Raw genomic sequence first — 18255 nt, forward strand, 5'->3', positions numbered from 1 at the left:
TTTTTTTGTTTAACAATTTTGTCAAAAATAAATTTTAGTATAAATTTGCACAAATTTGTTTAACAAAAATGTCAAATCAAGCAAAAAAAGACCAAACACAGGAATTGATCAAGGAGACAGCGAAGAATTTGTTCTTTGTGAAAGGAAAATTTGATGCTACTACGCAGGAGATTGCAGATGAAGCCGGAGTGAACAGAACCCTTATTAATTACTATTTCCGTTCAAGAGATAAGCTTATCCAGATCATCTTTGATGAAGCGCAAAGAGTAGAACAGGAGAAATCGAAGATCATTCAGAATTCTGATCTCCCTTTTAAAGAAAAGATCAGCAAATTCATAGAAAGCAGTCTTTCTACCAGTCTTCAGTATCCGTATCTGGAAACGTATATCGTATCACAGATCAATAAAGGGACCTGCCATCAGAGAGAAATTGAAGAAGATATCCTGAACGATATGTACAAGGATATTGAAAAAGAAATGGAATTGGGAAATATAGAAAAAATGGCACCCGTTCAGTTTATTCTGAATATGGTTGCATTATTGGTGTTCCCAAGTGCTATACGACCATTATTTATGGAAAATCTTTTAATTAATGATGAAGAATATGATAAGATTATTTCTGAACGAAAAGAGATTATTATCAATATGTTGTTCAAAAACTAAAAAAAACTAAAGTATTTCTTACAATGATTCGTCATTTAGAAATAAATAATGACTGAAAATTAAATAAAAAATAAACGAAGTATAAAATTATGAATAGAAAACGTATAACTGCTACAAAGCTAAAAATTGGGATAGCTTCAGCATTTATGATTTTCGGCTCTACATTGATGTCTGCCCAGCAGCAGGTTTCCCTGCAGGAAGCAATAAAACAGGCACTTCAAAATAAGGCAGAAGCTAAAAAAGCTGCTTTACAGATCAAAAAAGCCGAATATAAGATTGATGAAGCCAGAGCCGGTGCCCTTCCGCAGATCACTGCTACAGCCGGACTTACATATAATCCAATTATTCAGGAATCTTTACTGGAATTTGGAGGAGAGAAAATCAGAGCTCAGTTTGGGCAGCCTTGGGGTTCAACAGCTTCTGTACAACTTCAGCAGGCAATTTTTGATCAAAGAGTATTCACAGGACTTAAAGCTGCAAAATCAACAAGAGAGTTTTATGTACTGAATGCTGAGTTAACCAATGAACAGATCATTGAAAATGTAGCAACAGCTTATTATCAGGTGTTCGTACAGGAGGAAAATCTTAAAACGGTTACTGCCAGCTATGCCAACACTGAAAAAGTAAGAAATGTTATTAAAAGTTTGGTTGATAACGGTTTGGCAAAATCAATCGATTTAGACAGAACCAATGTTCAGCTTACCAATATTGGTTCCAATAAGCAGACTTTAATCAACTCTGTTGAACTTTCAAAAAATGCTCTTAAATTTTATATGGGAGTTCCTATCTCAACAGATATTGAACTTGAAGAAAAAGCGATTGAACCAAAGCCGGAGCTGATTGCAAGCAGCGTAAATCTTAATAATCGTACAGAAATTAAAGTTTTAAATAAAAACAGAGAACTTTTGGTTTTCAATAAAAAAGCCACCGAAGCTTATCTTTATCCATCGGTAAATCTTACGGCAAACTACGGATGGGGAGCCAACGGAGCAAAATTCCCGTTGACAAATGGTCTTAGTAACGGCGTTCTTTGGAGTGATTATTCAGCAATTGGTCTGAATGTAAATATTCCTATTTTCACAGGAGGTGCTACAAAAGCGAAGATCAATCAGGCCGAAATTGATATTCAGGATATCGATCAGGATATTCAGAAGACGCAGTTGAGCTTAGATCTTGATTATAAAAATGCAGTCACCAATATGGAAAATGCATTGATCAATATCGAAAGTATGAAAGATAATGTTGGATTGGCAGAAAGAGTACAGAAAAATACCCAGTCTAACTATCAGTATGGATTAGCAACACTTACAGAAGTACTGGATTCTGAAAATGCTTTAACACAGGCAAAACAGAATTATTCTAATGCATTGCTGGATTATAAACAGGCAGAGATCAAGCTGATAAAAGCTAAGGGTGAACTAAACACACTACAAAACTTATAATAAACTAAAATGAAAAAAACTTTAATATATATCATCGTAGCAGCTGTACTGGTAGGTTTAGCCGCATATAAGATTGCTGGTAACAAAGAAAAGCAGACGCAGGAAGTAAAAGAAGTTGCCAAACAGGTAGATAAAATCAATGTAAATATTGTAACGGTTACAAGAGAAAATATTGATACTGATTACTCCGCCAATGGAACTTTCATTCCTAAACAGGAAATGAACCAGTCTTCTGAAATCTCAGGACGTATCGTAAACGTTTTGGTAAAAGAAGGTTCAAGAGTAGGTGCAGGTCAGGTTTTAGCAACAATTAAAAGAGATGCTATTGAAGTAGATGTAACCCAGGCACAGAATAATCTTCAGAATGCCATTATGGATAACCAACGCTATGAAAACGCATACAAAACAGGTGGAGTTACAAAGCAGCAGCTTGATAACTCAAGATTGCAACTGAAAAATATGCAGGTAGCGGTGAAAGCACAAAGCGTAAAAGTAAATGATACAAGCATCCGTGCGGGAATCAGCGGTACCATCAACAAAAAAATGGTTGAGCCCGGAACTGTAGTTTCTCCAGGAACATCAATGTTTGAAATCGTTAATATCAACAGCCTGAAACTTTCTGTTTTAGTAGATGAAAGCCAGATCGGAAAAATCCAGTTAGGTCAGGAAGTTCCGATTAAAGTAAACGTTTTACCGGAAGACTCTTTCGTAGGTAGAATTACTTTCATTGCTCCTAAAAGTGATGCTTCTTTGAATTTCCCTGTAGAAATAGAAGTTCAGAACAGAGGAAACCTGAAAGCAGGTATGTATGCAACAGCTAAATTCAGTACAAACAATGGGGCAGAAACTCAGAATATGCTTACAGTTCCTGCAGAAGCATTTGTAAATGGAGTAAGCTCAGGACAGTTATTCGTTGTTCAGAATGGCGTTGCTAAATTGATTAAAGTAACCATCGGAAAAGTGTACGGAGATAAAGTTCAGGTTTTAAGTGGATTGAATGGAGGAGAGCAGGTAGTAACCAGCGGACAGATCAACCTGGATAATGGATCTAAAGTGAATATTATAAAGTAGCAGACCCATGAAGTTAGCAGAAATATCCATTAAAAGACCCTCGCTGGTAATTGTATTATTTACAATTCTGACGTTGGGGGGTATCCTGAGTTACACGCTCATGGGATACGAATTGATTCCGAAGTTTGAAACCAACATGGTAACCATTTCTACGGTGTATCCGGGAGCTTCCCCAGCAGAGGTGGAAACATCCGTGACCCGAAAGATTGAAGATGCCGTAGGTTCCCTGGAGAATGTAAAAAAAGTAGAATCTTCTTCATATGAGAGCCTGTCCGTAATCATGGTTCAGCTGAACGATGGGGCAGATGTAGACTATGCTTTGAATGACGCCCAAAGAAAAGTAAATGCAATCCTTGCAGACCTTCCGGATGATGTGAAAGCTCCCTCTCTGAACAAGTTCTCTTTAGATGATCTACCGATTATCACGATGAGTATTTCATCTGATAAACTAAACAGTAAGGATCTTTATGACTTATTAGATAAAAAGATTGAACCTATTTTCTCCCGTGTAAACGGTGTAGCTCAGGTAGACCTTGTGGGTGGACAGGAGAGAGAAATTCAGGTGAATCTTGATGAGAAAAAATTGCAGGGATACGGACTTTCAATTGGAGACGTACAACAGGCAATCCTTTCATCAAACCTTGATTTCCCTACAGGAAGTTTGAAAACGAGAACTACAAAATCTACGATCAGACTTTCAGGAAAATATAAATCTACCGAGGAAATGAACAACCTTGTAGTTTCCAATAAAAATGGAGCTCAGGTACGTTTATCTGATATTGCAACTGTTTTTGACTCTCAGAAAGATGTAGAAAAGGTAGCGAGATTCAATCAGTTTCCGACCATTTTGATGCAGGTTAAAAAACAATCTGATGCGAATGCGGTATCCGTATCGGAAAGTGTTCAGAAAACAATTAAAACAGTAGAAGAGGCGTATAAAGTTCAGGGAGTAAAAGTAAAAATCGTAAACGATACTACAGAATTTACCCTTGAATCAGCAAACCACGTTATTTTCGACTTATTCTTAGCGATTATCCTCGTGGCAATTGTGATGTTATTATTCCTTCACAGTATCAGAAACGCCTTTATCGTAATGGTTTCTATCCCGGCTTCATTGGTGGCAGCGTTCATCGGAATGAACCTGATGGGATATACTTTGAACCTAATGAGTTTACTGGGACTATCCCTTGTGGTAGGGATCCTGGTGGATGATGCGATTGTTGTACTTGAAAACATTTACCGTCACATGGAGATGGGTAAAAGTAAGATCAGAGCGGCGTATGACGGAGCTTCAGAGATCGGATTTACCGTTGCTGCGATTACATTGGTAATTGTAGTGGTATTCTTACCGATTGCGATGAGTTCAGGTCTTGTAGCGAATATCCTTGCTCAGTTCTGCGTCACGGTAGTTATTGCCACCTTGTTATCATTGTTAGCTTCATTTACCATTATTCCTTGGTTATCATCAAGATTCGGTAAACTGGAACATTTAACAGGTAAAAACTGGTTTGAGAAATTCATTCTTTGGTTTGAAGGATTAATTGACAAGTTTACACACTGGATCACTGATATCCTTGAATGGTGTCTGAAAACGACATTGAGAAGAATTTCAACAGTAGTGATTACATTTATTGTCCTAATCAGTTCATTCATGCTGGTAGCATTCGGATTCATTGGAGGTGAATTCTTCCCGCCAATTGACCGTGGTCAGTTCTTAGTACAAATGGAATTGTCAAAAGATGCAACCGTTGAAAAAACTAACCAATTAACGCTGGACGTTGAGAAGTTTTTAAGAAACGATAAAGATGTTGTAGACCTTATTACAACAGTTGGACAGCAGTCTACAGGTTTTGGTGGAGCTCAGGCAACTACTTACCAGTCTGAAGTTCAGGTAAACTTAACGGATAAATCTGAACGTGCTGAAAGTACCAATATTAAAGCTGCAAAAATAAAAAGACAGCTGGAAGAGAAATTCACAGGTGTTGAATTTAAAACGGCTCCAATCGGTATCATGGGTGCTGAAAATGCTCCAATTGAAATGGTAGTAACAGGACCTGATAACGAAACAGCAGTAAAAGAAGCAACCAGAATCTTAGAGCTATTGAAAAAAGTTCCTGGAGCGGTAGATGCTGAATTATCAACAGATACAGGTAGCCCGGAAGTTCAGGTAAGTATAGACAGAGATAAAATGTCTTCTTTAGGCTTAAATCTTTCAAGTGTAGGACAGACGATGCAGACTGCATTCAACGGAAACACAGACGGAAAATTCAGAGCCGGAGAATATGAATATGACATCAATATCCGTTTCGGAGATGTGAACAGACAATCTATTGATGATGTGAAAAACCTTATGTTTACAAACCCTCAGGGGCAGCAGGTTCGTCTGAGCCAGTTTGCTGATGTAAAAATGGGTTCAGGACCAAGCTTACTTGAACGTAGAGATAAATCTCCTTCGGTAAAAGTAAGAGCTAAAGCAGTAGGTAGACCAGTAGGGGACGTTGCTAATGAGTGGGCAGATCAATTCATGAAGAGCACTAAAAAACCTATAGGAGTAGAGTATATCTGGAGTGGAGATATGGAGAACCAGCAGGAAGGTTTCGGTACGTTAGGAATTGCATTATTGGCGGCTATCGTATTGGTATACCTGGTAATGGTTTCCCTATATGACAGTTTTGTATATCCGTTTGTGGTATTGTTCTCAATTCCATTGGCGATGATCGGGGTAATGGTAATTCTTGCCTTAACTGCTAACTCACTGAACATCTTCACCATGTTAGGGATGATCATGTTGATTGGTCTTGTAGCGAAGAATGCGATCCTTATCGTTGACTTTACGAATGCGAGAAAAGCAGCAGGAGCTAATACTCATGATGCCTTGGTACAGGCTAATCACGCACGTCTTCGTCCGATCCTGATGACAACCATTGCGATGATCTTCGGTATGTTACCGATCGCATTGGCAACAGGTGCCGGAGCTGAGATGAACAAAGGTCTTGCATGGGTAGTAATCGGTGGTTTGACATCATCACTATTCCTTACATTGATTATTGTACCGGTAGTATACTCTCTATTTGACTCTGTTCTACGCAGAATGGGTAAAGATACTAAAGTAGACTACGAAGCTGAAATGAAAGCAGATTACGTACACAGAGAGCTAAATGAGGACGGATTTACGCCTAAACATTTAGATAAATAAATTAAACCTTTAATTAACCGAAAGCGCCTCAGATTTTCTGAGGCGCTTTTTGTTGGTAAATAATATTCAAGATCTGGGTTATATAGGTTTTGGCTAAAGCCGTTGGATTATTTTTTGTTATTGTAAATGGGCTAAAGCCTATTTCTATGGATGATATTTGTTAAGAGAAAATAAGTTGTTTTTAAGTTGAAGTATTGCTTGTGTCATTCTGAACACAGACTGAAAGCCTGCGAACGTAGTTCATAAATGTAGTGAAGAATCTCATGGGTTTGATTACAACAGAGATTCTTCCTTCGTCAGAATGACAAACGTAAACGGTTAACTTTTGACTCATTCAATAGGAGCGGGCTTTAGCCCGCTAATCTATAACGTTCATTATCGGCTTTAGCCAAAACATACTATTCAGTTTTTGGTAACAAAAAAAGCTTCCAGTAAAACTGAAAGCTCTTCTATATTGTAATGGAAAAATTAATCTGCCATAGCCTCCCCAGACTTTCTGTAGATAAAGTTTCCATAAATGTGTCTTCTTGCAAAACGGCTTGGTGAATCAGCATTGATCATTTTGATATAAGTGTTTTTCGGAACTCCCATATACTCATACATATTTCCATTAAGGTGCTGAACCGTTAAAATTGATTTTTCAAGATAAAAATCCTGGATGTTAGATTGTGTAATGGTTTCAGTATATTCTTCTTTGTATTTTTCCTGTGTTTCAGGATTAATACTTACCAAAAAGTGGTATGCCTCAATCACAGACTTACTTTTTTCTTCAGCTTCCTGCTTTCCTGCTTCATCATTAATGAATTTGTCAGGATGGGTATCTTTCATCACATTTCTGTAAATGGTCTTTAATTCTTTTAAAGTAACATTTTTATCTACTCCAAGAAGTGTTCTGTGCTCACCAATTTTTTCATATCTCTAATCCTTATTTTCGGGGTGCAAAATTAAGAAATTAAATCCATAAAATCATAACTTATTCATTATTAATTTATTTGACATATTCGGAGGCGAAATAAAGTGAGTAAAATTAACTCTTACAGCTTGTTAAACTCCGAATACACATTTTTGGAAAAGCAATCAACAAAAAACAGTACCCAATCTGAGTACTGTCATTATATTTTTTAAATAATTGAATTTTTCAATCTTTTAATCAGCCTACGGCTCATCACAAGTTCTTTTCAGCTTAGTAAAAATCTTATCGAAGTCCTTATAAGACGTTCCTTCGTCATCACGTTTCTGCCTGAAGCTGCTGTTGGCACAGTTGTGAAAACCAAGACCAATCAAGTCTATCAGAGCATAGTCTTCTTTCTGCGGATCATTCATTTTAGCATCAAATCTTGCCATTACCCCTTTCGGATCAGCATTGTTTTTGCTTTTAAGCTCTGTATAATTTTTCCATGCAGCAAACATCTTTTCTCTGTCCGGAGACGATACTGCATCAATCTGTTCTCTGCAGGTATTGTAATATTTACTGTTTTTAAGCGTTGTAGGGTCAGAATAAGCGAGAATTTCTTCTTTATTCAGCTGGTATTCATTTTCAAAAGAATCTATTGTTTCTTCCTGGAGTTTTTTCCATCTTGGAAGATCAATTATTTTAAGGCTGTACAATTCCTTTTTCTTTTCTTCATACTGCTTTTCAAGCTCCTGTAAATAAGTTTCTCTGTTTTGACGGATTTCTTCAAGCTGGGAAAGTTTAAAAACAGGTCGGGTATCAAATACAACCCCATTGAACTGATACAAAAGTTTGTTTACCCCGTCTATTTCTTCTTTTTTATATTTGGCCGGGTCAAAATACCCTTATTGTCACAATTAAAAGTCTGATAGCTGTAAGGAGTCAGATTGTTTGCTTTTGCAGGAGTTTTTTGCCCCCAAATAGTAATGGATAAGGCCAAAGCAAGCCCGATCATCATTTTTTCATGTACATAACCTCTTGAAAGAATCCGAATTTTCTGAATTTCAGTGCAAAATTAAGGCTTTAAATTCGAAATGTAAAGAATTAAATAGATTTTCTCAATGGTTTTTGCAAATTTTATAAGGATTTTGTACTGTTGATTTTTAAATTCTGGAAATTCTGTGAAATTAAATCCAAGAAAACAGATGTAAAAAAGTTGATATAGAGTAACTTTTTGACTTAATAATAGTTGCTTACTTCAATAAGATTCTGATCCGGATCACGGAAATAAACCGATTTGATTTTTCCTACCGCTCCGGTTCTGTCTACAATCCCTTCAATAATTTCTATATTTTTCTGTTTTAGCTCTTCCATTACTTCATAAATATCTGTTTGTGCGATAAAACAAAGATCAGCAGAACCACAGGTGGGAGTCTCGGCCTTAGGCTCAAATTCATGGCCTTTCTGATGCAGATTGATCTTTTGATTTCCAAAAATCAGGGCTTTTCTGTTTTCCCCGAAAACGACCATTTCAAATCCCATGATATGGGTGTAGAATTCAATTGTTTTATCAATGTCTGCCACTGTTAATACAAGATGATCCAGATTTTTTATTTGCATAATTTACTTTTAATTTTAACCAAAATTAAGGTTATTGATAAGCTTTTATTACTATTGTTGATTGTTTTTTTAGATTTAAAATAATAGATTTACCAAATTAACACGAAACCATGATCTATTATTTTTTTCTTCTTTTCATTATCGCTCTTTTTGGAGGAGTTGCTTATCTGATAATGCGTTTTTTTGGTAAATGGACCCGAAATAATAAATACGAAGTGCTTTTTAACACCTTAATATTTATCGCATCATTTTTTCTGGTCTCATTTCTCAGTCTCTATATTTTCTTTTCTACCGTTGATTTTTCCCGTTAACAAAGAATCTTTTTTGAGGGTTAAATAGGCAATAAAAAGGTTGATCAAGAGGGCAGCCCAGACATTCAATCCATAAAAAAGCTGGTAATCATACTTCGCTTCATTGTAAAACAGATGCTTAACAATTCTGAAAGTAATGGCTGTATTCGTCACCGAATAGCTTAGAATCATATACATCCTATGCCTATTGATATTTCCTTTTTTGATAGAAAGCACAGCAGTAACAGTAAAATAAGCCCAGAGGAAATCCTGTATCAGAAATCCTGCAATTCCGATAAGCCCTCCATTGGAAAAGAGTCCCAGTACAAAACATGCCGGAACATTGATGAATAAAATATTATAAACATATATTTTCCCAATAATCTGATGAAGGTTTCTGTTTTCTGCCAAAAAACCACTTGAAAACTGAGTCAGACCAGCCAGAAGGCAAAGCGTTATGGAAAAGATGTGAATGTAGAAAAAAGCCATCCAATACGGATTATCTACAACCTGTTGTTTAAAGGTCAGAAATCTAATATTTTTTTCAAGAGAAGTATATTGGGAAATGGTTTTCAGCATTAGGATACTGAAAAGAAGAACTAAAAATAAAGCGGTGGCTTTAATGATCTTTATTCCCAAATACTTCATGAATTATTGCAAGTCTTATCAAGCTTCGCTGCTGTTGATATGAATAATTTCGGGATTCTGACCATCAGAATCTCTTTTAGACCTCCCATAAAGTCCTATTTCAAGATCATTTGGGGACTCATTGTCCAATTCCGAAGGATGTACATACGTATACATACCATATCCATGTCCGGAAACCAGCCATCCTTCAGTAAAGTTTAAATGAATTACACTGAAATCGCCGGCAGGACCTCCGGCAGAAACCGGCCCGAATTCTTTCATTAACTGTATTGCTTCCTCTTTTACATCTTTGATAGTACTGATGTCGTCAAAAATAATATAAGTACCGTTTTCAAAAAGAACCCAATCCTGAAATTTAGGATTAATGGCAAGCTTCACATGTTCAATCATCTTTTAATGGTTTAAAATAAGCGCCATAAGTTAATAGTTTTATTTAAATATGCAGTTTCAAAGTATCATTTATCAATGATAAACTGTTACATAATTCCTTTAATCCTCAGGTGTTGCAGCAGCATCATTGTTTTTGCGTCTTTGATTTCCCCTGTATCAATCATTTTCAGACTTTCTTCAAAAGTGAGTTCCAGAACTTCAATATTTTCTCCTTCTTCTTCCAATCCGCCGCCATCATTAATTTTCATCTCACTGGAATATTCTGCAATGAAGAAATAAAGAATTTCTGTTACAGATCCGGGCGACATATAGGCTTCAAATACCTTTTGAACACTCGAAATTTTATATCCTGTTTCCTCTTCTGTTTCCCTTTTTATGCAGTCTTCCGGATTGTCATTATCCAAAAGTCCGGCACAGGCTTCAATAAGCATACCTGTAGGGTTTCCGTTGATATAAGTCGGTAACCGGAATTGTCTGGTAAGAATAACGGTATTAGACGCTTTATTGTAAAGAAGAATAACAGCTCCGTTCCCACGGTCGTAGGCTTCTCTGCTTTGAGTTTCTGTAGTTCCGTTCTTTTTTAAAACAGAATAAGTGACTTTGTTTAAAGTATACCAGTTATCTGAAAGTATTTCTGTGTTTAATAAGGTTATGTCTGGGTTCTTCATTAGAATATTTTCTGTGTTATTATATGTGTATATTGATAATATTTTGAATTTAATGCTTTAATAGATCATTTAAAGCTTTTCCAGATCCGGAAATTTAAAATGGAAACCTGCATCCTGAAGTTTTTTTGATGAAGCTCTGGATCCTTCCAGAATAGCGGTTGCCAGTTCTCCGAATAAAAGTTTCAGGACAAATGCGGGAATATTAGGCATGAATAATGGTTTTTGAAGTACCTGAGCTATTTTTTTCGTTAGTTCTTTATTGGTGGCGTGTTGTGGAGATACAGCATTATAAGCTCCGTTTATTGCTGGGTTTTTTAAAGCAAATTCATAAATAGAGCAGATATCCTCAATATGAACCCACGGCATATATTGTTGGCCGCTTCCCAACGGAGAACCAATATAATATTGAATAGGAGGAATCATTTTCTTTAAAGCACCGTCTTTTTCAGAAAGAACAACGGCCGTCCGTATTTTGACAACCCTTTCTGCCAGATCCTGTTCCTTAAAATCATCAGCAGCTCTCTCCCATAAAACCACTACTTCACTTAGAAAATCATTACCTGGTGGATCATTTTCTGTATAAATCTTTTCTGAGGTTTCCGTGCCGTAGAAATTAATTCCTGAAGCTGAAATAAAAGACTTCAGCTTTATCTTGTTTTTTCTTAAAGTTGTTCGTAACAGCTCAGCGGAATCTACACGACTGGAGATCAGTTCTCTTTTTCTTTCGGGAGTCCAGCGTTTTTCTGAAATGTTTGCACCTGCAAGATGAATGATGTGGGAAATATTGTCAAAGGCGGTTTCATCGATAGTTCCTTTTTTAATATCCCATTCATACTCATGATTATGTACTTTTTTTCGGGTCAAAAACCTGATTTCATATTCAGTACCTATCTTTTTTGCCAGCTCTTTGGCAATCATACCGCTGGCACCGGTAATCAGAACAACTTCTTTCATAATAATAGATTTGTGGGGTGTGGGGTTATGCCTGATTTTTTACAATCAGTACAAAATCATCTTCCAGAAGTTTATAGCCATAATCATAAATAAATTTGTATTCAGAACCATTTTTATAAACTTTCAGATTGGTAAAATAATCGAAATCAAAACCTAAGCCATCCAGTTTGGATCTTGGAACTTTTGTTTTACCATCAGTATTAATTTCCATTAAGATGCGATAGTTTTTACGGAGTTTGTTGTTTACATTCCGCATCAGATTGTTTGAATCCTTATTCTGCTTATTGTTATAGGCGTTCCGGCAGGCATCGTTGCAGAATTTTTTATCTGTCCTTCCGATGATTTTTTCGCCACATTCCAGGCAATTCATGATTTTTATTTTAAGTGATGAGTGTGTCTTTTTTTCAACAGTTTTTTAAACATGCTGTGAGTAGGGTAGCTTCTGTTGGGAGTAATATTATTAAAGAATAGTGCCACAATCAGAAGAATAATGCACCCTGAAAGAACAGGGGAGAGAACGTACCAATAGCCCAATTCCGGAATTTTTCCTGTTGAGCTTACTGCAATCAGAGCTGTTGCTCCACCTGGCGGATGTAAGGTTTTTGTATACTGCATCAGTACAATGGAAAAGGCTACAGCCAAAGGAGCCGAAAGCCAGATAATATCCGGAATAAACTGATAAACAGTAACTCCAACTAATGCCGACAGAACATGTCCGCCGATAAGATTTCTGGGTTGTGCCAGTGGACTCTGGATTGCTCCATAAATAAGAACACTTGATGCCCCAAAAGAACCAATCAGGAAAATGTTTTCAGTTTCTGTCAGGGAATGAGATTGGATAAATGCAATGATCCCGATTCCAAAAAAGGCTCCCAAAAATGACCAGAAATGCTCCTTGTAATCAACAAGTGTTTCTTTATAAATTACATATTTTGAAACCCTGAATGTTCTTTTGATTGTCTTCTTCATTTACTCTTCTTTATTTTTTATAATTTGAATTAATTGGTCTATAAATGCACGGGTATACGTTCCGTTTTCATCATAATCCGGATCTAAAATAGTAATCTCTATTCCAAAACACAATGGATTTTCGAATAAAGGTTTCAGCATTTCCCTGAGATCATCATAATCAATTCCGTCTTCCATTCTGCTGTCTACGGCAGGCATAATCTCATCTTTCAGAATATCTACATCCAAATGAATGAAAAAACCATCCAAACGTTTATCATTAACCATTTTCATAAAGTCTTCAGCTGTTTTTCTGAAACCATTTTCTCTGAGGCGGTAAAGGTCAAAATAATGAATATAGGAATTGATAATTTGATCAACATATTCTTCGTCATCTGTTTCCGCATTTCCACAGCAGAATACATTTTCTTCAGATATATAAGGTCTTAACCCATGAATGTTAGTTAATTTTTCGTGTCCGGTTCCGGTAATGATGGCGAGATCTATTCCTGCTGCACCACCGGTTTCAGAAAGTTCTGGAGAAATAAAATCTGTATGACCATCCAGATAAAAAAGTCCAAAATTTCCCAGCTTTTTCAGAGCAATTGCATTTCCTATGAGAATGCTGCAATCACCTCCAAGAATAATATTGAATGTATCCTTTTCATAATTGTGAAGGATATAGTCAGCCTGTTTTTTAGCGTATTCAATAATCTTTTCTGCATTTCTGACGTTTGATTCCCTGTCAAAATCCATAGAATATGTTGGAGCGTCCAGTCTGAAAACGTTTTTAGGATGAATTCTACTATGAAAATCAAATTTTCTGAGCCAATCCGGAAGTTTTCGAACTCCGGGCTCTGTCTCATGTACTTTCTTTGTAAGCCCCAAATTGAGAGGAAACTCAAAAATATTGATATTCCTTTTCATAGATGAATTTTCACAAAGATACAGAATTATCCGTTTGCAAATGGATAGTGCTAAGTCTTGTAATCATTATATTTTGCTTTTTATTGTAATATTTATTTTAAAATGGTTATTGTTTGCTAACTATTTTGGAATATACTTCATTTGTAGTATTTTGTTTTATAATATGATATGTATATTACGAATAAAATGTGTTTTTATTTCACATAATTGTATTTTTGTATAAATTTGATAGTGTTATTTTCGGTTATTATTAAACATCAATCAAAAACTATTACTATGGAAAAACAAACCGTGAAACCGGAATTTACTTTCAAAATGTTTGAAGTATTAAGCCGGATGTGGCTTGTAGGCTGTGTAAAAACTGCTGCGGAACTTAATATTGCAGATCAGCTGGTATATGGGCCAAAAACAATTTCAGCATTGGCGGCAGAGACGCACTCTAACGAAAAAGAGCTATACAGAATAATGAGAGCTCTGAGTAGTGAAGGTATTTTTGAAGAACTGGAGAATAGAACATTTGCTTTGAATGATTTTGGAGCTGCCTTACAAACCAGTGTCCCCGGAACCGTAAAAGATTTCGTCATAGCCAATGTTGGAGAGCATTTTCCTAGTTTTGCAGATCTTATTTATTCTGTCCAGAAAGGCAAAGTTCCATTTGACCATGTGCATGGGATGAATCTCTGGGAATATTATAAGAAACATCCGGAACTAGGAGCGAACTTTGGACGGGGAATGACGGGATTGTCCGGAATGTCTTTACAAGGAATTGCTGCAAACTATGATTTTGCACCCTATAAAACCATAATAGACGTAGGCGGAGGTAATGGTGCTATGATGTACACCATGCTGAATTCATCCCCTGAAAGCTCAGGGATTATTTTTGATGAAGCCCATGTTACTGAAAAAACACTTCAGCTTATTCCGGAAAATTTAAAAGACCGCTGTACTGTTGCCACGGGAAGTTTCTTTGAGAAAGTACCCGAAGGAGCAGATCTCTATACCATGAAATGGATCATTCATGATTGGAATGATGATGAATGTGTACAGATCCTAAAAGTATGCCGTGATGCAATGCCCAAAGGAGCAAAACTCCTCATTATAGATTCCATAATTCCTGATGACAGCAGAAACAAGCCTCATATTTCCAAACTTTTCGATATTGCAATGATGGCCTGTATTACAGGAAAGGAAAGAACATTAAATGAATTTAAAGATCTTTTGGATAGAGCAGGACTGCAATTTAACAGAGTTGTTCAGATCGGGACAGAGGTTCAAAGTATTGTAGAATGTGTAAAAATATAAATTCCAATTTTAAGTTACATGATTAAGTGAAAGGTATTCAATAATATTCTTGAGAACCTTTTTTATTGCCTATATCCCAAAAAAGCGCTCCATTACGGAACGCTTTTATATTTTATAGTATCATACTGAGCGGAGCCGAAGCATCTCAGTTTATTTTTTCAATCTGTTGATTTCTTCTTTCAGCAAACCAATATATTCCTGCATTGTCTTAATGATTTCTATGCTTAATTCATTGTTGATATATCCCATGTTGTTGGAAGAGAAACCACTGTTACCAACGTTCGCTCCAGGGCTGTCATTAAAAACAGGGTTTTCAATAATAATTGTAGCTTCCTCTTCTTCATAAATTTCCTCTACAGGAACGTCTAAAAAAATTGCAAGCTTTTGCCATTCTGCCTGTGTTATAGATACGCCGCCACTTTCTTTTCTGCTATAATTAGAGACGTCAGTGGGGATCACTTCAGCCATTTGCTGCTGAGTGAATCCTTTCATCTTTCTTACTGTACGTAGTTTTTCTTTTTGCATATCTGACATTTTTACAAATTTGCAAAAAAAAAATTAAATTAAATAGAAAAAAATCCCCCTATAATGGATGTATTTTTCAATGTTTTTTAATAGTGAAAAATATTTTGATATTATATTTTTCTTTGTTGATTTTTTTAATCTTAAGATGAGAATTATCTGCTTTTAATTCTTATATAAATTATTTCTTGTTGTATTCTCATTATTTCATTATCCGACAACAAACGATTACAAACGATTTTAAATAGTTTATAACCGACTATGATTGGGTAACATGACAACCTTTGCAACAGAGATTTGAGAAAAACAGTGAACGTCTCTTATCTGAATTATTAATCTTTAAAATCTAAAAGTTATGTCACTAAGAAACAAAGTAACATTAATTGGTTACACAGGTAAAGAAGTTGAAATGGTAAATTTCGATAATGGAAATGTAAAAGCAAGTGTATCTCTGGCTACAAGCGATCATTATACGAACGCCAAAGGAGAAAAAGTAGAAGAAACGCAATGGCACAATCTTATTGCATTCGGGAAAACAGCCGAAATTTTTGAAAAGTATGTTCCGAAAGGAAAAGAAATCGCCATAGAAGGTAAGCTGACCTACAGATCATATGATGATAAAGATGGGGTAAAGCGGTACATCACGGAAATTCGTGTAGATGAGATCCTGTTATTGGGAGGAAAATAATGGTAAAAACACAAATGATGAGAGTAAAAATTTTTAAAATCAGATTACCTGAAGAATTTCTTTACAAAGACCAGAAAATGCTGGATGATTTTCTGGAAATCAATGAGATTCTGAAAGTAGAAACAGCTTTTGTAAGTGATGAACGGTATTGGTCTGTAATACTGTATTTTGAAGACTTAAAACTGACAAAAAATACAGTAAAAGAACCAAAAGCAGCTAAATATTCAGCAGAAAACGATTTTTTGAACGCAGATGAAGAAAAAATTCTGAATGTACTAAAGCTCTGGAGATCAGAAAAAGCCAGAGAAAATAATCTTCCTACTTATTTCATCGCAAGTAACAAAGAATTGATGTCTGTAGCCAAATACAAACCTGCTAAAAAAGAAGAATTGCTCGAGATTAAAGGATTCGGAAAGCATAAAATTGAAAATTATGGTGAGGAGATCCTTGAGATCCTTGAAAGTATCTGATTTTTGGAATAATTGATAATTCAACAGCAAAGCTGAAGAAACAATCTTCTTCAGCTTTTTTATACTATGTAAAATTCCTTTCAATTCCGTACTTTTGTACTTATCAAAATGACATACAACAAATGAAGCCAAGTTTAGCAAAAGGGACGAGAGATTTTACGGCACAGGAAGTTTCCAGAAGAAAATATATCATCAATATTTTACAGAATAATTTTGAATTATTCGGGTTTCAGCCATTGGAAACACCAAGCTTTGAAAATCTTTCTACGTTGACAGGAAAATACGGAGAAGAAGGAGATCGCTTGATCTTTAAGATTTTAAATTCGGGAGATTATACTTCAGATGTTAATCAGGAAGACTGGGATCATAAGAATCATCAGAAACTGACTTCTCAAATTTCAGAGAAGGCACTTCGTTATGACCTTACTGTACCTTTTGCAAGATTTGTAGCTATGAATCATGGGAAATTAACATTTCCATTTAAACGCTCACAGATTCAGCCGGTTTGGAGAGCAGACAGACCTCAGAAAGGAAGATACAGAGAGTTTTATCAGTGTGATGCCGATGTTGTAGGAAGTGAAAGCTTATTACAGGAAGTAGAACTGGTTCAGTTGTATCTGAAATCTTTTGCAGATCTTAAAGTTCCGGTAACCATTCATATGAACAACAGGAAGATCCTTTCCGGATTGGCAGAATATGCTGGTATCACGGATAAACTGATTGATTTCACTGTAGCATTGGATAAACTGGATAAGATTGGAAAAGATGGGGTTGTAAAAGAATTGCTGGAAAGAGAAATTGCTCAGGAATCTATCAATAAACTGGATTTCCTATTCAGCCAGTCAGATGATGCACTGGAAAATCTTCTTCAATTAAAAGAGAAATTCGTAGGAAATGAAATAGGTCTGAAAGGAGTAGAAGAACTGGAATACGTTCTTACACAATCTCTGAGCCTTGGCGTTGATATTCAAAACTTAGTATTCAATATTACCTTGGCAAGAGGACTGGATTATTATACAGGAGCTATCTTCGAAGTGAAAGCAGATGAAGTGGCAATGGGTTCCATTGGAGGAGGTGGTAGATATGATAACCTGACAGAAGTTTTTGGAGTGAAAAATATTCCGGGAATAGGAATTTCTTTCGGATTAGACAGAATTTATCTTGTTATGGAAGAATTGAACCTCTTCCCTGAAGAAGCTTCTTCTAAGATAGAATATCTGTTTGCTAATTCAGGAGGAGAAGAAATAACAGAAGCGTTGAAACTGATCATGCAGCTGAGAGCAAAAGGAATTTCTGCAGAATTGTATCCTGAAAATGCAAAAATCAACAAGCAGTTTACCTATGCAGAAAAGAAAGGAATAAAGAATGTAGTTTTTCTGGGTGAAGAAGAACTTAAAAATAACACAGTTACGTATAAAGATATTGAGGCTGGAGAAAAGAAAACAGTTTCTTTAGCAGAATTTTTAGGAGAATAATATTATACATATATTAAAAAACAAATCAACCACAAAAGTAATTTTGTGGTTGATTTGTTTGATGGATGCTAAGATTTGAATATTTTTGAC

General features: G+C 35.8%; 20 protein-coding genes. 8 read left to right on the forward strand and 12 right to left on the reverse strand.

Annotated elements, in window-relative coordinates; all coding sequences use genetic code 11:
- The first annotated feature begins 68 nt into the window (after positions 1-68).
- From BOQ62_RS12445 to BOQ62_RS12460, 4 genes are all read left to right on the forward strand, one after another.
- Positions 69-662 (forward strand): TetR/AcrR family transcriptional regulator, encoded by a 594-nt coding sequence (locus BOQ62_RS12445; RefSeq protein WP_129039914.1) that lies wholly within the window; start codon positions 69-71, stop codon positions 660-662.
- Positions 663-751: 89 nt separating this feature from the next.
- Positions 752-2104 (forward strand): TolC family protein, encoded by a 1353-nt coding sequence (locus tag BOQ62_RS12450; RefSeq protein WP_129039916.1) that lies wholly within the window; start codon positions 752-754, stop codon positions 2102-2104.
- Positions 2105-2113: 9 nt separating this feature from the next.
- A complete protein-coding gene (locus BOQ62_RS12455; protein ID WP_129039918.1) occupies positions 2114-3175 on the forward strand; it encodes an efflux RND transporter periplasmic adaptor subunit in 1062 nt (353 codons plus the stop codon).
- 7 nt (positions 3176-3182) lie between these two features.
- Entirely contained in the window at positions 3183-6371 is a 3189-nt protein-coding gene (locus tag BOQ62_RS12460; RefSeq protein WP_129039920.1) for an efflux RND transporter permease subunit, read from the forward strand.
- Between the two features lie 181 nt (positions 6372-6552).
- On the opposite strand, the gene BOQ62_RS22510 is transcribed toward BOQ62_RS12460, so the two are convergent.
- The 11 genes from BOQ62_RS22510 to BOQ62_RS12510 all read right to left on the reverse strand — a co-directional run bounded on the left by BOQ62_RS22510 (position 6553) and on the right by BOQ62_RS12510 (position 13708).
- Positions 6553-6705 carry a hypothetical protein gene (locus tag BOQ62_RS22510; protein ID WP_164976742.1) on the reverse strand — a complete coding sequence of 51 codons (153 nt, stop codon included), beginning with the start codon at positions 6703-6705 and terminating at the stop codon, positions 6553-6555.
- Positions 6706-6839: 134 nt separating this feature from the next.
- Positions 6840-7277, reverse strand: coding sequence for a KTSC domain-containing protein (locus tag BOQ62_RS12465; RefSeq protein WP_129039922.1), 438 nt, complete (start codon positions 7275-7277; stop codon positions 6840-6842).
- 249 nt (positions 7278-7526) lie between these two features.
- A complete protein-coding gene (locus tag BOQ62_RS12470) occupies positions 7527-8111 on the reverse strand; it encodes a hypothetical protein (protein WP_228414048.1) in 585 nt (194 codons plus the stop codon).
- Positions 8112-8502: 391 nt separating this feature from the next.
- Complete coding sequence (locus BOQ62_RS12475; protein WP_129039924.1) at positions 8503-8883, reverse strand: VOC family protein; 381 nt, start codon at positions 8881-8883, stop codon at positions 8503-8505.
- Between the two features lie 260 nt (positions 8884-9143).
- The gene (locus BOQ62_RS12480) at positions 9144-9821 is read right to left on the reverse strand and encodes a DUF2306 domain-containing protein (protein ID WP_129039926.1); all 678 of its coding nucleotides are present in this window, start codon (positions 9819-9821) and stop codon (positions 9144-9146) included.
- A gap of 18 nt (positions 9822-9839) precedes the next feature.
- Positions 9840-10211 (reverse strand): hypothetical protein, encoded by a 372-nt coding sequence (locus tag BOQ62_RS12485; RefSeq protein WP_129039928.1) that lies wholly within the window; start codon positions 10209-10211, stop codon positions 9840-9842.
- Between the two features lie 86 nt (positions 10212-10297).
- The gene (nudK, locus tag BOQ62_RS12490; protein WP_129039930.1) at positions 10298-10879 is read right to left on the reverse strand and encodes a GDP-mannose pyrophosphatase NudK; all 582 of its coding nucleotides are present in this window, start codon (positions 10877-10879) and stop codon (positions 10298-10300) included.
- Between the two features lie 69 nt (positions 10880-10948).
- The gene (locus tag BOQ62_RS12495) at positions 10949-11833 is read right to left on the reverse strand and encodes a TIGR01777 family oxidoreductase (protein ID WP_228414050.1); all 885 of its coding nucleotides are present in this window, start codon (positions 11831-11833) and stop codon (positions 10949-10951) included.
- Positions 11834-11858: 25 nt separating this feature from the next.
- Entirely contained in the window at positions 11859-12203 is a 345-nt protein-coding gene (locus tag BOQ62_RS12500) for a hypothetical protein (protein ID WP_129039932.1), read from the reverse strand.
- Between the two features lie 5 nt (positions 12204-12208).
- Entirely contained in the window at positions 12209-12802 is a 594-nt protein-coding gene (locus BOQ62_RS12505; protein ID WP_129039934.1) for an HPP family protein, read from the reverse strand.
- On the reverse strand, positions 12803-13708 hold the full coding sequence (locus BOQ62_RS12510) for an arginase family protein (RefSeq protein WP_129039936.1): 906 nt from the start codon (positions 13706-13708) through the stop codon (positions 12803-12805). It lies immediately after the preceding gene.
- 276 nt (positions 13709-13984) lie between these two features.
- Here BOQ62_RS12510 and BOQ62_RS12515 point away from each other — a divergent pair, with 276 nt between their 5' ends.
- A complete protein-coding gene (locus BOQ62_RS12515; RefSeq protein WP_129039938.1) occupies positions 13985-15010 on the forward strand; it encodes a methyltransferase in 1026 nt (341 codons plus the stop codon).
- A 150-nt stretch (positions 15011-15160) separates the two neighbouring features.
- Here the strand turns inward: BOQ62_RS12515 and BOQ62_RS12520 are convergent, their stop codons facing one another.
- Positions 15161-15535, reverse strand: coding sequence for a helix-turn-helix domain-containing protein (locus tag BOQ62_RS12520; RefSeq protein WP_129039940.1), 375 nt, complete (start codon positions 15533-15535; stop codon positions 15161-15163).
- 352 nt (positions 15536-15887) lie between these two features.
- Here BOQ62_RS12520 and BOQ62_RS12525 point away from each other — a divergent pair, with 352 nt between their 5' ends.
- The 3 genes from BOQ62_RS12525 to hisS all read left to right on the forward strand — a co-directional run bounded on the left by BOQ62_RS12525 (position 15888) and on the right by hisS (position 18165).
- Positions 15888-16220 carry a single-stranded DNA-binding protein gene (locus tag BOQ62_RS12525; protein ID WP_076351611.1) on the forward strand — a complete coding sequence of 111 codons (333 nt, stop codon included), beginning with the start codon at positions 15888-15890 and terminating at the stop codon, positions 16218-16220.
- 14 nt (positions 16221-16234) lie between these two features.
- Complete coding sequence (locus BOQ62_RS12530; RefSeq protein ID WP_228414052.1) at positions 16235-16690, forward strand: HRDC domain-containing protein; 456 nt, start codon at positions 16235-16237, stop codon at positions 16688-16690.
- Between the two features lie 122 nt (positions 16691-16812).
- Entirely contained in the window at positions 16813-18165 is a 1353-nt protein-coding gene (gene hisS / locus BOQ62_RS12535) for a histidine--tRNA ligase (protein WP_129039942.1), read from the forward strand.
- The last annotated feature ends 90 nt before the right edge of the window (positions 18166-18255 follow it).

It is taken from the genome of Chryseobacterium sp. CH21 (assembly GCF_004119445.1).
GTDB lineage: Bacteria > Bacteroidota > Bacteroidia > Flavobacteriales > Weeksellaceae > Chryseobacterium.

Coding starts and splice junctions, on each gene's coding strand:
- BOQ62_RS12505 (WP_129039934.1), bottom strand. CDS start 12,802: ATGAAGAAGACAATCAAAAGAACATTCAGGGTTTCAAAATATGTAATT.
- BOQ62_RS12485 (WP_129039928.1), bottom strand. CDS start 10,211: ATGATTGAACATGTGAAGCTTGCCATTAATCCTAAATTTCAGGATTGG.
- BOQ62_RS12520 (WP_129039940.1), bottom strand. CDS start 15,535: ATGCAAAAAGAAAAACTACGTACAGTAAGAAAGATGAAAGGATTCACT.
- BOQ62_RS12515 (WP_129039938.1), top strand. CDS start 13,985: ATGGAAAAACAAACCGTGAAACCGGAATTTACTTTCAAAATGTTTGAA.
- BOQ62_RS12495 (WP_228414050.1), bottom strand. CDS start 11,833: ATGAAAGAAGTTGTTCTGATTACCGGTGCCAGCGGTATGATTGCCAAA.
- BOQ62_RS12475 (WP_129039924.1), bottom strand. CDS start 8,883: ATGCAAATAAAAAATCTGGATCATCTTGTATTAACAGTGGCAGACATT.
- BOQ62_RS22510 (WP_164976742.1), bottom strand. CDS start 6,705: ATGAGTCAAAAGTTAACCGTTTACGTTTGTCATTCTGACGAAGGAAGA.
- BOQ62_RS12510 (WP_129039936.1), bottom strand. CDS start 13,708: ATGAAAAGGAATATCAATATTTTTGAGTTTCCTCTCAATTTGGGGCTT.
- BOQ62_RS12460 (WP_129039920.1), top strand. CDS start 3,183: ATGAAGTTAGCAGAAATATCCATTAAAAGACCCTCGCTGGTAATTGTA.
- BOQ62_RS12530 (WP_228414052.1), top strand. CDS start 16,235: ATGATGAGAGTAAAAATTTTTAAAATCAGATTACCTGAAGAATTTCTT.
- BOQ62_RS12500 (WP_129039932.1), bottom strand. CDS start 12,203: ATGAATTGCCTGGAATGTGGCGAAAAAATCATCGGAAGGACAGATAAA.
- hisS (WP_129039942.1), top strand. CDS start 16,813: ATGAAGCCAAGTTTAGCAAAAGGGACGAGAGATTTTACGGCACAGGAA.
- nudK (WP_129039930.1), bottom strand. CDS start 10,879: ATGAAGAACCCAGACATAACCTTATTAAACACAGAAATACTTTCAGAT.
- BOQ62_RS12455 (WP_129039918.1), top strand. CDS start 2,114: ATGAAAAAAACTTTAATATATATCATCGTAGCAGCTGTACTGGTAGGT.
- BOQ62_RS12450 (WP_129039916.1), top strand. CDS start 752: ATGAATAGAAAACGTATAACTGCTACAAAGCTAAAAATTGGGATAGCT.
- BOQ62_RS12480 (WP_129039926.1), bottom strand. CDS start 9,821: ATGAAGTATTTGGGAATAAAGATCATTAAAGCCACCGCTTTATTTTTA.
- BOQ62_RS12445 (WP_129039914.1), top strand. CDS start 69: ATGTCAAATCAAGCAAAAAAAGACCAAACACAGGAATTGATCAAGGAG.
- BOQ62_RS12525 (WP_076351611.1), top strand. CDS start 15,888: ATGTCACTAAGAAACAAAGTAACATTAATTGGTTACACAGGTAAAGAA.